This window comes from Arthrobacter sp. Y3225116, from assembly GCF_059091245.1.
In genome coordinates this window covers 1-13341 of sequence record NZ_JBNHGL010000065.1, presented here as the reverse complement: position 1 = coordinate 13341, position 13341 = coordinate 1, and the positions used below count along the sequence as shown (strand labels likewise).

Annotated in this window: 12 protein-coding genes; 7 read left to right on the top strand and 5 right to left on the bottom strand. The window is 67.9% G+C overall.

Annotated features, from left to right (window positions below; translation table 11 throughout):
- The 4 genes from AC5RV2_RS08450 to AC5RV2_RS08435 form a co-directional block, all read left to right on the top strand.
- Positions 1 to 954, top strand: a 954-nt coding sequence (locus AC5RV2_RS08450; RefSeq protein WP_494091992.1) for a S1C family serine protease, incomplete at its 5' end; no start/stop codon positions are given.
- Positions 955 to 1201: 247 nt separating this feature from the next.
- Positions 1202 to 2482 carry a serine hydroxymethyltransferase gene (gene glyA, locus AC5RV2_RS08445; RefSeq protein ID WP_494001510.1) on the top strand — a complete coding sequence of 427 codons (1281 nt, stop codon included), beginning with the start codon at positions 1202 to 1204 and terminating at the stop codon, positions 2480 to 2482.
- Position 2483: 1 nt separating this feature from the next.
- The gene (locus AC5RV2_RS08440; protein ID WP_494091991.1) at positions 2484 to 3383 is read left to right on the top strand and encodes a bifunctional methylenetetrahydrofolate dehydrogenase/methenyltetrahydrofolate cyclohydrolase; all 900 of its coding nucleotides are present in this window, start codon (positions 2484 to 2486) and stop codon (positions 3381 to 3383) included.
- 821 nt (positions 3384 to 4204) lie between these two features.
- Positions 4205 to 4783, top strand: coding sequence for a putative endonuclease domain-containing protein (locus AC5RV2_RS08435; protein ID WP_494091990.1), 579 nt, complete (start codon positions 4205 to 4207; stop codon positions 4781 to 4783).
- A 241-nt stretch (positions 4784 to 5024) separates the two neighbouring features.
- Here the strand turns inward: AC5RV2_RS08435 and AC5RV2_RS08430 are convergent, their stop codons facing one another.
- Entirely contained in the window at positions 5025 to 6419 is a 1395-nt protein-coding gene (locus tag AC5RV2_RS08430) for an MFS transporter (RefSeq protein WP_494091989.1), read from the bottom strand.
- A 267-nt stretch (positions 6420 to 6686) separates the two neighbouring features.
- Here AC5RV2_RS08430 and AC5RV2_RS08425 point away from each other — a divergent pair, with 267 nt between their 5' ends.
- Positions 6687 to 7607 carry a LysR family transcriptional regulator gene (locus tag AC5RV2_RS08425; protein WP_494068258.1) on the top strand — a complete coding sequence of 307 codons (921 nt, stop codon included), beginning with the start codon at positions 6687 to 6689 and terminating at the stop codon, positions 7605 to 7607.
- Positions 7608 to 7782: 175 nt separating this feature from the next.
- Here the strand turns inward: AC5RV2_RS08425 and AC5RV2_RS08420 are convergent, their stop codons facing one another.
- From AC5RV2_RS08420 to AC5RV2_RS08405, 4 genes are all read right to left on the bottom strand, one after another.
- On the bottom strand, positions 7783 to 9033 hold the full coding sequence (locus tag AC5RV2_RS08420) for an NAD(P)/FAD-dependent oxidoreductase (RefSeq protein WP_494091988.1): 1251 nt from the start codon (positions 9031 to 9033) through the stop codon (positions 7783 to 7785).
- Between the two features lie 47 nt (positions 9034 to 9080).
- Positions 9081 to 9275, bottom strand: coding sequence for a hypothetical protein (locus AC5RV2_RS08415; protein ID WP_494091987.1), 195 nt, complete (start codon positions 9273 to 9275; stop codon positions 9081 to 9083).
- A gap of 168 nt (positions 9276 to 9443) precedes the next feature.
- Entirely contained in the window at positions 9444 to 9770 is a 327-nt protein-coding gene (locus AC5RV2_RS08410; protein WP_494091986.1) for a 2Fe-2S iron-sulfur cluster-binding protein, read from the bottom strand.
- Positions 9771 to 9835: 65 nt separating this feature from the next.
- Positions 9836 to 11026: a cytochrome P450 gene (locus AC5RV2_RS08405; RefSeq protein WP_494091985.1), complete on the bottom strand. Its 1191-nt coding sequence runs from the start codon at positions 11024 to 11026 to the stop codon at positions 9836 to 9838.
- 191 nt (positions 11027 to 11217) lie between these two features.
- Between AC5RV2_RS08405 and AC5RV2_RS08400 the strand changes: the two genes are divergently transcribed.
- Complete coding sequence (locus AC5RV2_RS08400) at positions 11218 to 12141, top strand: LysR substrate-binding domain-containing protein (protein ID WP_494091984.1); 924 nt, start codon at positions 11218 to 11220, stop codon at positions 12139 to 12141.
- 105 nt (positions 12142 to 12246) lie between these two features.
- Positions 12247 to 13185 carry an ABC transporter ATP-binding protein gene (locus tag AC5RV2_RS08395; RefSeq protein ID WP_494091993.1) on the top strand — a complete coding sequence of 313 codons (939 nt, stop codon included), beginning with the start codon at positions 12247 to 12249 and terminating at the stop codon, positions 13183 to 13185.
- The last annotated feature ends 156 nt before the right edge of the window (positions 13186 to 13341 follow it).

Below are 13341 nucleotides of genomic sequence, written 5' to 3'. Positions count from 1 at the left end.
GGCGGGACCGCGCAGGCGCCGGGGGACGCGGGAGGACAGCCCGCGGGAGCGCAGCCTGCCGGCGGCATACCGGAGATCGTGGAGAACGTGCAGCCGTCCGTGGTCACGGTCTTCACCGACAACGGCCTGGGCAGCGGCGTGGTCTATTCCGAAGACGGGCTGATCCTGACCAATGAACATGTGGTCGGCGACAGCACCACCGTCGAGGTCGGCTTCGCCGACGGGCAACGCAGCGCGGGCGAGGTCCTGGCGACGGATCCGGTGTCCGATCTGGCGTTGGTGCGGACCGAGCGCGACGGGCTGCCGGCCGCCGAATTCAACACCTCGCTGCCGACGATCGGCGAACTCGCCGTGGTGATCGGTTCGCCGCTGGGCTTCGAGAATACCGCCACGGCAGGCATCATCTCCGGCCTGCACCGTTCCATCCCGGGCTCCGCCTCGTCGAGCCTGGCGCTGGTGGACCTGATCCAGACCGACGCGCCGATCAGCCCCGGCAACTCGGGCGGCGCCGTCGTCAATGCGCGGAGCCAGGTGGTGGGCATCAGCGAGGCCTACATCCCGCCGGAGGCCGGCGCGGTGTCGCTCGGTTTCGCCATCCCCGCCGCCACCGCCCGGGAAGTCGCCGAGGAACTGCTCGAAGACGGCACCGCCGACCACGCTTTCATGGGCCTGACTCCCGCCAGCATCACGGCGGCGATCGCCGAGCAGCTCGGCGTGCCCCAGGCGGAGGGCGTCCTGGCCCTGTCCGTAGGCGACGGCGGCCCGGCCGACGAGGCGGGAATCCGCGCCGGCGATGTGCTGCTGAGCGTGGACGGCGAGGCGCTGGCGACCGCCGAAGACCTGCTGGCAGCCATCCGCCAGCACAATCCGGGCGACACAGTCAGCGTGGAAGTGCGCCGCGACGACGAGACCCGGAGCGTTCAGGTTGCGCTCTCGGACCGCCCGGTGCAGTGACCGGCTGCTAGTATTGGCTCGCCGCGACTGGCGTTAGGTGGGGCACCACCAGGAAGTGGCAGCAGGGCCGGAGACCGTTGGTTACCGCTCCTGTATATACCGACCTCGGATCGCACGCCTGGGACGTAAGGTCACGTTCGGGCCGGAGTGTGTCCGGGGCAGGTCCTGCGTCATGCGAGCGGGTGCCTGCAGCCGGTAATCTGGCCTGTAGCAGTGAGATAAGCCCCACCACCCAGGAGATTCTCCCTTGACTTCTACGCCCTCTGTGACCGATCTGCCGCTGTCCCAGGTGGATCCTGAAATCGCCGCCGTGATCGACGCCGAACTCGGCCGCCAGCGCGACACCCTCGAAATGATCGCCTCCGAGAACTTCGCGCCGCGTTCGGTGCTCGAAGTCCAGGGCTCGGTCCTGACCAACAAATACGCCGAGGGATACCCGGGACGCCGCTACTACGGCGGCTGCGAGCACGTAGACGTCGCCGAAAACCTGGCCATCGAGCGCGCCAAGTCGCTCTTCGGCGCGGAATTCGCCAACGTCCAGCCGCACGCCGGCGCCCAGGCCAACGCGGCCGCCCTCTCCGCCCTGATCCAGCCGGGCGACAAGATGATGGGCCTGTCCCTGGCCCACGGCGGCCACCTCACGCACGGGATGAGGCTGAACTTCTCCGGCAAGCTCTATCAGGTCGCCGCCTACGAGGTTGACCCGAAGACCTTCCGGGTGGACATGGACAAGGTCCGCGAGCAGGCGCTGGCCGAGCGCCCGAACGTGCTGGTGGCCGGCTGGTCCGCGTACCCCCGGCAGCTGGACTTCGAGGCGTTCCGTTCCATCGCCGACGAGGTCGGGGCCTACCTCTGGACCGACATGGCACACTTCGCCGGGCTGGTCGCCGCCGGCCTGCACCCGAACCCCGTGCCGCACTCGGACATCGTTACCTCCACGGTGCACAAGACCCTGTCCGGCCCGCGCTCCGGCGTGATCCTGGGCAAGGAAGCCTTCGCCAAGAAGGTCAACTCGGCCGTGTTCCCGGGCCAGCAGGGCGGCCCGTTGATGCATGTGGTCGCTGCCAAGGCGGTGGCCTTCAAGATCGCCGCGGGCGAGGAATTCAAGCAGCGCCAGGAACGCGTCCTCGAAGGCGCCCGGATCCTCGCCGAGCGCCTGGCCGCCGCCGACGTGGCCGAGGCCGGCGTGTCCGTGCTGACCGGCGGCACCGACGTCCACCTGGTCCTGGTGGACCTGCGCAATTCCCAGCTGGACGGCAAGCAGGCCGAAGACCTGCTCCACGAGGCAGGCATTACGGTCAACCGCAACGCCGTGCCGTTCGACCCGCGCCCGCCGATGGTCACCTCGGGGCTGCGCATCGGTACGCCGGCGCTGGCCACCCGCGGTTTCGGGGCGGCCGAATTCACCGAGGTCGCAGACATCATTGCCACCGCGCTCAAGGGCGGTGCCGATACTGCCGCCCTGCGGGCCCGCGTGAAGAAGCTCGCCGACGACTTCCCGCTCTACCCCGGCCACGAGGAGTGGTGACATGAACCTCTACACGACCCCGCCGACCGCCCGCGTGCTGGACGGCAAGGCCACCGCCGCGCAAATCAAGACCGAGCTCACGGAACGGGTAGCAGCACTCAAGGCCAGGGGCATCGTGCCCGGCCTGGGTACAGTCCTCGTCGGCGAGGACCCGGGCAGCAAATGGTACGTCGGCGGCAAGCACAAGGACTGCGCCGAGGTAGGCATCGAGTCGATCCGTCGCGACCTGCCTGACTCCGTCTCGCAGGAGGAACTCGAAGCGGTCCTCGACGAGCTCAACGCCGACCCTGCCTGCACCGGTTACATCGTGCAGCTGCCGCTGCCCAAGCACATCGACACCAACCGCATCCTGGAAAAGATCGACCCGGCCAAGGACGCCGACGGCCTGCACCCGATGAACCTGGGCCGGCTGGTTCTCAACGTGGGCGAGCCGCTGGACTCGCCGCTGCCCTGCACCCCGCACGGCTGTGTCGAGCTGCTGCTGCGCCACGACGTCGAGTTGGCGGGCAAACGCGTGCTGGTCGTCGGCCGTGGCGTCACCGTCGGGCGACCCCTGGGCCTGTTGCTGACCCGCAAGGAGATCAACGCGACCGTGATCCTCGCCCATACCGGAACGCTGGACCTGGCGGCGGAACTGCGCGAGGCCGACGTCGTGATAGCCGCCGCGGGGATGCCGCACATGATCAAGGCAGCCGACCTCAAGCCAGGCGCAGTCGTGCTGGACGTTGGGGTCAGCCGCGTGGAGGACGAGGACGGCAAGGCCCGGGTGACCGGCGACGTGGAGCCCGAGGCCCGCAACGTGGCCAGCTGGCTCTCGCCCAATCCCGGCGGCGTCGGTCCGATGACGCGTGCCATGCTGCTGGCCAACGTCGTGGGAGCCGCCGAGCGCCAGGCCGGCTGACCATGCGCTGAACCTCAAGAGGGCGGTGTCCGGATCCCGACGCCGCCCTTTTGGCGTTTCCGGCCACGCTGCTTGGTCCAGCCGGCCATGTCCGGTCAAGCCGGCGGCCCGGGCGTTTGGCCTCGCGCGGCCGGAGATTCAGCTGGACTGAGTCGGCGGCCGGGGGATGGCCCCGCGTCGCCGGAAAGTCAGCGGCGGCTGCATTGAGTCGGCAGCGGCATTGAGACGGCAGCCCATATGAGCGGCCGCGGAAACTGTTACGGCAGCCAATCGTCAGCGGCCGCCGAAGCGGCGGCAACCTTGGCGACAAAGGACTGGCGCAAAGTTGCAGCGACACGCCGACGTTCGCTGCAGCTTTCCGCCACTCGATGACCTGTGAATGACTTCCGCACGCTAGGGCGCCGGCTGTAGATAATGTCCGGATGAGCCCAGCACGCCGACCGGGACCCGAACAGTGCCTGCCACGGCTGAGGCCGCTCCCGACACACGTGCAGGCCGCCGCGTTCACGATCGAGGACGGCCTGAAATCGGGGCTAAGCAAGAGCCAGTTGCGCCACCCACGCCTCATCCGGATAAGCCGGGGCATCTGCACCGTCCAACCGGCCGGCCTCGACCTCGCAGCCCGCGTGCGGCCGTTCACGCGGATCAGCGATTCCAGCGCTGCCTCACATGACACCGCGGCACGCCTGTGGGGTTTTCCCGAACCTGCCGCCGGCTTCGATCGGCGGGTTCATATCTCGCGCCCAAGCAACCGCGCACGTATGCAACGCCCCGGCGTGGTGGGTCACCGCTCCCGGCTCGTTCCGGATGAAGTGGCTTGGGTGGATGGACTGTGCGTCACGACGCGCACGCGGACATGGCTGGATTTGGCGGAGTCCCTCGATCTAGCCGAGTTGGTGGTGATAGCCGACTACCTGCTGCGCATTCCGCGGCCGGACTTCGAAGGGCGCGTGGCTCCATTCACCACCCGGGAGGACCTTCAGGCCCTGCTGAGCCGCCACCCCGGGAAGCGGGGCCTGCGCAAAGCTCGTGCAGCCTTGGCGTTGGCCCGGGTCGGAGCGGACTCTCCGCCCGAAACCAGGCTCCGGCTGGCCATGCTCAGCGCTGGATTGCCGGAACCCGAGGTGAACAAGCCGATCAGGAACGACGACGGCGCTGCTCTGCACAGCCCGGACCTGTCGCTGCCTGAATACCGGATCGCCATCGAATACGAGGGCGAAGGCCACGGCCAGGCCGACCAAATCGCGCGGGACATCGAGCGGGCGGAACGGGCCCGGTCAGCAGACTGGGACGAAGTGCGGATCTCCAGACGACACATGGCCAACGGTGCAGACCGCGCCATCCGAAAAATCACCGCGGCACTGCAGCGGCGTGGCTGGTCCGCGGATCAAGCTGCCTGAGCTCAGCACCAGCCCTCCCGCAGCATGTTCTGGTGGAAAAGTACGACGCCGGTCGGGGAGCGGGAGAGTTCGACGGACCGGACGGACACGACCAAAGCGCGCGACGCCGGTCGGGGAGCCGGAGAGGTGAACGAACGGGACGGACACGACCGAGGCGGGTGTCCGGCCGGAGTTTGTTCCGGCAGGACACCCGCCTCGGTATCGAGTCAGCTGAGGTTACTCCAGCACGACCTTTGCTCGCTTAGACGCCGGCCTTGACGGCGTCGTCGGTGGAAACCCCGCGACGCTTGTCGAAGACGGTAGCCCCGACTTCCTGTTCGGCCTGGTTGTTGATCGACAGATCGATGCCAGGGCGGTCGCGCAGGATCAGCACGGCGATGATGGAGATGATCGTCATGCCGAACAGGTACGCCGAGACGGAACTGCTGGTCCCGGTGGAATTGATCAGTGCCTGGGCGATGGTCGGGGCGAACGCGCCGCCGAGGATCGCGCCCAGTGCGTAGGCGATCGAGACACCCGAGTAGCGCACGGAGGCCGGGAAGATCTCGCTGTACCAGGCCGCCTGCGGGCCGTAGCTCAAGCCCAGGCCGAAACTGAACAGCGCCAGCGCCAGGTACAGCATCCCCAGCGAACCGGTGTCAATCAACCAGAACAGCGGGAAGACCGTCAGTAGCTGGGCGCCGAAACCAATCAGGTAGGTGCGCTTGCGACCGATCTTGTCGGCCATGATGCCGGACACGGCGGTGAAGATGAACCACATGGCCGAGGCGAACGTGATGGCCAGCAGCACGTCGGTGCGCTCCATGCCCACCGCTTCGCTGGTGGCGTAGCTGGGGATGAACCCGCCGGTGGCCATGTAGCCGGCAGAGTTGTTGCCGGCGAAGATCAGTGCGGCCAGGATGACCAGCAGCCAGTGCTTGCGGAACAGTTCCACGATGGGGACCTTCTGCTGCTGCTTCTTGTCGGCGATCTCCTTGAACACCGGGGACTCGTCCACCGAGCGGCGAACCATGTAGCCGATGGCGATCAACACGACGCTGAGCAGGAACGGGATGCGCCAGCCCCACTCAAGGAAGGCCTCGCCGGGGGAGATCACGCCGGTCATCAAAGTCATGACGCCCGAAGCGAGCAGCATGCCGAGCGGCACACCCAGCTGGGGGAACGAGCCTGCACGGCCGCGGCGGTCACGCGGGGCGTGCTCCACGGCCATCAGGACGGCTCCGCCCCATTCGCCGCCGGCGGAGATGCCCTGCAGGATGCGCAGCAGGAGCAGCAGCACCGGGGCTAGGATTCCGACGGTCTCGTAGGTCGGCAGGACACCGATCAGCGTCGTCGCTGCACCCATCATCATCAGCGTGATGACCAGCATGGCGCGGCGGCCAAGCTTGTCGCCGTAGTGGCCGGCCAGGAAGGCGCCCAGCGGCCGGAACAGGAAGCTGATGCCAACGGAGGCGAAGGCAAGGAGCAGCCCGATGGATTCGCCGGCCGGCTCGAAGAACAGGTGCGCGAAGACCAGGCCCGCTGCCGTGGCGTAGATGAAAAAGTCGTACCACTCGATGGTGGTGCCGATGATGGTGGCAAATGCGACGCGACGCTGATTAGCGGCGGACGATTGCCCGGAAACTGTAGTGCTCATAGTTGTCCTCTTGGGTCGGTCACACCGAGGAGGCCGGCGCGACCAGATGGGTGGAGCTTAGGCGGGCGGGAACGACGAGGCCGGGGTGTTCGGCCCGGATCGTGTGGTTCCGCCGCCGGGTCTGCTTTGCAGCCCGGCGATTGCCCGCCGGTTGGGATCAGCCACCGTTTGGGCAGAACGTTGAACGTGACAACCATTGTGACACGCCTCGCAATCGTCGGTAAACTTCAGATAACCGACGAACTTCTTTGATTGGACTGAAGTACTGTGGTCGATTTCACCCTGCGCCAGCTTCAACTCTTCGCGGCCCTCCCGGACCATCCGACACTGAGTTCGGCTGCCGCCAGCCTCAACATCTCGGAGTCCGCGCTGTCGCAGGCCATCACGGCCCTGGAACGGGCCGCGGGTGAGCAGCTCTGCGTGCGGCGAAAGGCGCGCGGCCTCCAGTTGACCCCGTCGGGCCAGTTCTTCGCGCAACGGGCCCGACTGCTGCTGCGCGATGCGGAAGCACTGATGAACGACCTCTCAGGCGCAGCCGGCGAACTTAAGGGACCGGTGCGGTTGGGGTGCTTCGCGAGCTTCGCCAGCAGCGTCCTTCCCTCGGTACTCGATCGCCTGCCCGAACAGTATCCGGGCATCAGCGTGGACGTCACGGTCGGCTCCCACGACGACCTGCTGCCCGCATTGGACGCCGGGCTCCTGGACCTGGCCATGGTCTACGACATGGAACTCCCGGCCGGGTACAGCCAGCGCACCATCTATCAGACCGAGTTGCAGGCTGTGCTGCCGCCGGAACATCCCTTGGCCGAGCAGCCAACGGTGGATCTGGCGGACCTCGCCGCCGAACCCCTGATCATGTACGAGTCGAGCCCGAGCACGGCGAACACGTACCGCGTCTTTGAGGAACGCGGCCTGCGCCCGTACATCGCCACGTCCATGCCGCAGGCGGTGCTGGTACAGGCACTGGTCGGGCGGGGGCTGGGGTACGCGCTGCTGATGTCACGGCCGGCCGCCCCGGCCGTGACGGTCGAAGGCCGCCCGGTCGCGGTGCGGCCGCTGTCGCCGCCCGTATCGCAGACAACCATGTGTGCGATCTGGCCGGACACCATGGTGCTCAGTCCCAGAGCCGAGGCGGTACTGGGCCATGCCGTGCAGGCACTGGGCAGCGGCGCAGGCACCGCAACCTGACCCGCCGCCGGGCACCTGACCCGCCGACGCCACCTGACCCGCTGCCGGGCACCTGACCCGCCGACGCCACCTGACCCGCCGACGCCACCTGACCCGCTGCCGGGCACCTGACCCGCCGACACCACCTGAGCCGTAACCTGACCCGCAGCCGCTCACTGACGCACCGGCGGTGTTGTTAGAGCGATGCCGGCTGCAGTTTGGAGTGTGCCTTGAGGTCGAAGGCGGGGTCGGCGGCTTGGCCGGGGGTGAGGGTGGCGCCGGCGGCGAGAAGGCGGCGGGCGGCCATGTGGTCCGCGGGCTGGTTGACGGATTCGACGGCGGCGAGGGTGCCGTTGCGGAAGCAGAAGACGGAGAACTTTTCGTCGGCGGGGTCGCCGCGGAGCACAACGTCGTCGCCGGGGGCAACCAGTCCGGCGATCTGCAGGCGCAGCGGCCCCTGGTTGGACCAGAACCAGGGCAGATCCGCGTAGCCGCCGGTCCCGGTGCCGAGAATGGCGCGGGCGGCGTGCCGGGCCTGGTCGGTGGCGTTCTGCACGGATTCGAGCCGGGTGCGGGCGCCGGCGTGGGCGTTGGGGAAGGACGCGCAGTCGCCGATGGCGTAGATGTCCGGGTCGGAGGTGCGCAGGGTGGCGTCCACGGTGATGCCGTTGTCCACCTCGAGGCCGGCGGCCGACGCGAGTTCGGTGCGGGGGATGACGCCGACACCGACCAGGACCAGGTCCGCGGGGTAGCGTCCGCCGGTGGTGCTGATGGCGGCGGTCACGTGCCCGGTCTCGTCGGCGTCGAAGGAGGCGATGCCTTCGCCCAGGCGCAGGTCCACGCCCAGGCGCCGGTGGGCGGCGGCAAAGAACGCGCTCATCGTGGGGGTCAGGGCCCGGCCCATGGGCCGGTCGGCGTACTCGAGGACGGTGACGTCCAAGCCGCGGGCGCGGGCGGCGGCGGCGAACTCCAGGCCGATGAAGCCGGCGCCGATGACGACGACGGAGCCCACCGTATCGAGGCGGGCGTGCAGGGTCTGGGCGTCGGTGAGGGTGCGCAGGCCGTGGATGCCGGCCAGGTTGGCGCCGGGCACGCTCAGTTCGCGGTTGGCGGCCCCGGTGGCGAGCACCAGCTTCGTGTAGGACAGCGAGGCGCCGTCGTCGAGGGTGACGGTCCTGGCGGCCCGGTCGATGGAGGTGGCGCTCACGCCGAGGCGGGCATCGACGTCGTTGGTGGTGAAGAATTTTTCCGGGCGCAGCGGCAGCGGGGCCGGGGTCTTCTCCGCGGTCAGGTAGTCCTTGGACAGCGGGGGCCGCTGGTAGGGGTAGTGCGGCTCGTCGCCGAGCAGGGTGATGGCCCCGGCGTGGCCTTCCTTGCGCAGCGAATCCACCAACTGGATGCCGGCCTGGCCGTTGCCAACAATGACGATGTTTTCCGGGCTGTTCATGGAGGGCCTTTCGGTGCGGGACGTGCAGGCGGGCGCAGCGGCCCCGGTTACGCCTGCTCGTCGGGGATGTCGACTTCGAGTTCGTCGAAGTCGTCCCCGGCGGTGAGTTGGCAGCCGAGGCGGCTGCGGTCCGTGTCGCGGGGAGCTGCGGTGGTATCGAGCATTGCTTCTTCGGCGATGCCGGCGTCCGCGTCCAGCGTGTCGACGTTGCCGTCGGAGTGGTGGAAGCTGATTTTCGCCAAGGTTCGTCTCCTCGATTCGGGCCTGACCTTGATCGTAGGCCAGCAACCGGCCGTCGCGGCCGTGGTCCGCCGTGGCGGCTTCGGTCAGCATTGGTTGCGGACCGCTCACGCAGGCAGCGGGGCCGAGCGACACGGCGGCCGCTGCAGCGGCCGCCGCCGGCCGAAGGCTTAGATCTGGTCGTCGGGGACGTCGACCTCGATCTGTTCGAGGCCGTCGCCGACCGTGATCTGGCAGCCGAGCCGGCTGCGGGTGTCGTCGCGGGGGCCGGCGGTGCAGTCGAGCATTTCGTCTTCGTCGTCGCCGATTTCGGGCAGGCCGTCGAGGTATTCGGGGCGGACGTAGACGTGGCAGGTGGCGCACATGGCCTGGCCGCCGCATTCGCCGACGATGCCGTCGACGCCGTTGGTGACGGCGGCGCGCATCAGGGAGGTGCCGGGGTCGACGTCGAGCACGTCCACGTTGCCGTCAGAGTGGTGGAAGCTGATCTTTGCCATGGGGAATTGTCCTTGCTGTGGGCGCTGGTTTGGGAGTGGTGGGAACGGTGCCGTGCGGGCCGGTCTTAGCCCCAGAGCACCGGGAACTTGGTCATGCCGCGGAAGACCCAGCCGGCGTCGACCGGAGCGTTGTCCGGATCCAGGCGGAGGTTCGGCAGTTCGCGGAAAACCTGCGGCATGGCAATTTGTGCCACCGAAGCGCGTGCCACCCAGGCGCCGGCGCAGAAGTGGTTGCCGCCGCCGAATGCCAGGTGCGGCTTCTTCTCCCGGTTGATGTTGAAGGATTCGGGGTCCTCGAACACCGCCGGGTCGCGGTTGGCTGCGCCGACGACGATGCCCAGCCGCGCGCCGGCCGGCAGTTGCATGCCTTCCACGACGGTGTCGCGCGTGACCTCCCGCGGGTACATGCCGATGGGGGCGACCCAGCGTACGGACTCCTCGAAGGCGCGCGCGTAGAGGGATTCGTCAGCGAGCACCTGGGCCAACTGGTCCGGGTTGGCCAGCAGCGCCCACGCGGTGGTGCCCAGGACGTCGCGCGGTTCGTTCAGGCCGCCGCCGATGGTCATCTTCATGTTCGCCCGGATGGCCTCGAGCGGGATCGGCATGGAGGTGAGCCCGGACAGCAGGCTGGCATCCGGATTCTTGCGCAGGTAGGGCAGGATTTCGTCGATCGCGTCGTCGACTTCGTTGTACGACTGTTCCGACTTGGCCCAGACGTCCGGGTCGTCGGCGTAGTTGCCGGTGCCGTCGATCATGGTCTGCGACCAGCGTTGCATGTCTTCCTGGGTGGCGTTGTGGAAGCCCATGATCAGCCGCAGGTTTTCCGCGGCGTAGGGGGCGGCATACTCCCAGACGAAGTCGGCGCCCGGGCCGGCCGCCTTCAACTGCGCCAGGTATTTGTCGCTGTTGGCCTGGAAGATGGCGTTCCAGTGCTCCTTGATGGCCTTGGGCCGCAGCACGTTCCCGTAGGATTTCCGGTCCACCTCATGCTCCGGGTCGTCCTTGCGCAGCATCGAGTGGCCCATGGCCCGCTTCATGAGCGAATTGGTCTCGTTGGCGGAAAAACGCTCCTGGTCCTGCTCGATCACGTGGCAGGCCTGGTAGCTGGTAACCATGTACCGGTTGACCGCGGGCACCCAGTGCACGGGTGCTTCGCTCCGCAGCTTTTGATAGATCGGATACGGGTTCCGGTAGAGATCCGGGATGGTGACCCAATCCGCGGTGGGAACCGGGCGGGCTTCGGTGGCGGCGGTCATTCTCGCTCTCCTCGTCGTGGTTGGTCCGGAAACGGGTTGCCGGAGCCTTGCCGGCGGGCCTCGCACCGTACCCGGCGTGAGGTGTGTCTCCTCCGAGTGTGACAGCAGACATATCCGCCGGTAAAGTTCATAAAGAGGGGAAATATCCTCCGAAAAACCTTGGTTTACATTTTCGCGGCGCAGGAGGCACGTTGGTCCGGTACACGCTGCGGCAGCTGGCGTACTTCGTCGCAGTGGCAGAGGCCGGCACGATCGCCGCCGCCGCCGACGAACTCCATGTCTCACAGACGGCAGTGGCCGCGGCAGTGAAGGAACTGGAGCGTATTTTCGGCACCCAGCTCACGGTCCGCCGCAAGGCACACGGCGTCAGCCTGACACCTGCCGGCCGGCAACTGCACGCCCGCGCCGCTACCTTCCTGCGCGAGGCCGAGGAGCTGGAGCTAAGCACCAGCAGCGGCGGGGGAGAGCTGGCCGGCCCGCTGGTGGTGGGCTGCTACCTGACCCTGGCGCCGACTGTCCTGCCCGGGCTGCTGGAGCGTTTCGCAGCCGAGCATCCCAAGGTGCAGCTGGACTTCGTCGAAGGCACCCAGGATGCCGTGCAGGACAAGCTGTTCACGGGGGAGCTGGACCTGGCCATCGTCTACGACATGGATCTGCGGCCGGGACTGGAGTCGGTGCAGCTGGACGCCATGCATGCCTACGCGCTGTTGCCGGCCGACCACCGGCTGGCCCGCCGGGAGGCGGTGAGCCTTGCCGAGCTGGCCGAGGAGCCAATGATCCTGCTTGATGCGCCGCCGAGCAGCCATCACACGATGTCGGTGTTTCGTGATGCTTCCGTCGTGCCGAAAATCAGGTACCGCACCACGGACTTCGAGCTGACCCGCTCGCTGGTCGGGCGGGGCATCGGCTACTCAGTGTTGGTGCAGCGGCCGTCCGGCGATGCCACCTATGAAGGCCGGACTTTCACCGCGTTGCCGATCGAGCCGGCGGTCCGCCCGGTAGGCGTGAAGATCGTCTGGCCCGAAGGGATCAGGCTGACCGACCGAGCCGCGGAGATGGTCAGGTATGCGGTGGAGGCCCATGCGCCCCGCCAGGGTGGTGGCTCCGGCCGTTGAGTGCTTACAGCTGCGACATCGAAAAGGCGAGACCCCGATTGGCTTTCCTCAATCGCTAGTGTGATCTAGGCTATAGCAGTGCCTCAAACATCGCTTTCACACCGGTTGCCTCAGCAAACCTCCGCAGCCGTCATTTCCGCCCGGGACGTCGTGAAGACCTACGGCGATTTCAACGCCGTCGACGGCATCTCCTTCGAAGTCCCGGCGGGGGAGTCGTTCGGGCTGCTCGGACCCAACGGTGCGGGCAAGTCCACGACGATGCGGATGATCGGCGGCGTCTCGCAGCGGACGTCCGGCGACCTGAGCATCATGGGCCTGGACCCGGACCGACACGGACCCGAGGTGCGGGCGCATCTGGGCGTCGTGCCGCAGCAGGACAACCTGGACGAGGAACTGAAGGTCCGCGACAACCTGATCGTTTACGGCCGCTACTTCGGGCTGCCGTACTCCTACCTGCGCCCCAAGGCGGACGAACTGCTGGAGTTCGCGCAGCTGACGGACAAGGCCAAGGCGAAGGTCGATGCCCTCTCCGGCGGCATGAAACGGCGGCTGACCATCGCCCGTTCGCTGATGAACGATCCGAAGGTGCTGCTGCTCGACGAGCCCACCACCGGACTCGATCCGCAGGCGCGCCACATCCTGTGGGACCGGCTCTTCCGGCTCAAGGAAGCGGGCGTGACCCTGATCCTGACCACGCACTACATGGACGAGGCCGAGCAGCTGTGCGACCGGCTCATCGTGGTGGACAAGGGCAAGATCATGGCGGAAGGGTCGCCGTCAGCCCTGATCCGCGAACATTCCACCCGCGAGGTCCTCGAGCTCCGGTTCGGTTCCGAGCGGAATACCACCGTGGCACCGGAGCTCGCCGGCATCGGGGAGCGGCTTGAAACGCTGCCGGACCGTGTGCTGGTCTATGCCGACGACGGCGAGGCGGCCCTCGAGCAGGTGTCCAACCGCGGCCTGCGCCCGATCACGTCCCTGGTGCGGCGCTCCAGCCTGGAGGACGTCTTCCTCCGGCTGACCGGCAGGAGCCTCATTGACTGAGCAACAGCCCACGCAGGTGCCGGGCGGTCAGGACATGGAGAGTCCGGCGCGCGCGGCCGAAGAAACCAGCGTGCGCGCGTCCCAAGAAACTCCGGCGCGCCCGGCCGAAGAACCAGCGGCGCCCACGGCCCAAGAGCCCGGGCGGACCGCGACCGC

Excerpts from the sequence above, each read along its gene's own strand:
- AC5RV2_RS08405 (WP_494091985.1), bottom strand. The coding sequence starts at position 11,026 with ATGACCGCCGCCACCGAAGCCCGCCCGGTTCCCACCGCGGATTGGGTC.
- AC5RV2_RS08420 (WP_494091988.1), bottom strand. The coding sequence starts at position 9,033 with ATGAACAGCCCGGAAAACATCGTCATTGTTGGCAACGGCCAGGCCGGC.
- AC5RV2_RS08440 (WP_494091991.1), top strand. The coding sequence starts at position 2,484 with ATGAACCTCTACACGACCCCGCCGACCGCCCGCGTGCTGGACGGCAAG.
- AC5RV2_RS08430 (WP_494091989.1), bottom strand. The coding sequence starts at position 6,419 with ATGAGCACTACAGTTTCCGGGCAATCGTCCGCCGCTAATCAGCGTCGC.
- AC5RV2_RS08410 (WP_494091986.1), bottom strand. The coding sequence starts at position 9,770 with ATGGCAAAGATCAGCTTCCACCACTCTGACGGCAACGTGGACGTGCTC.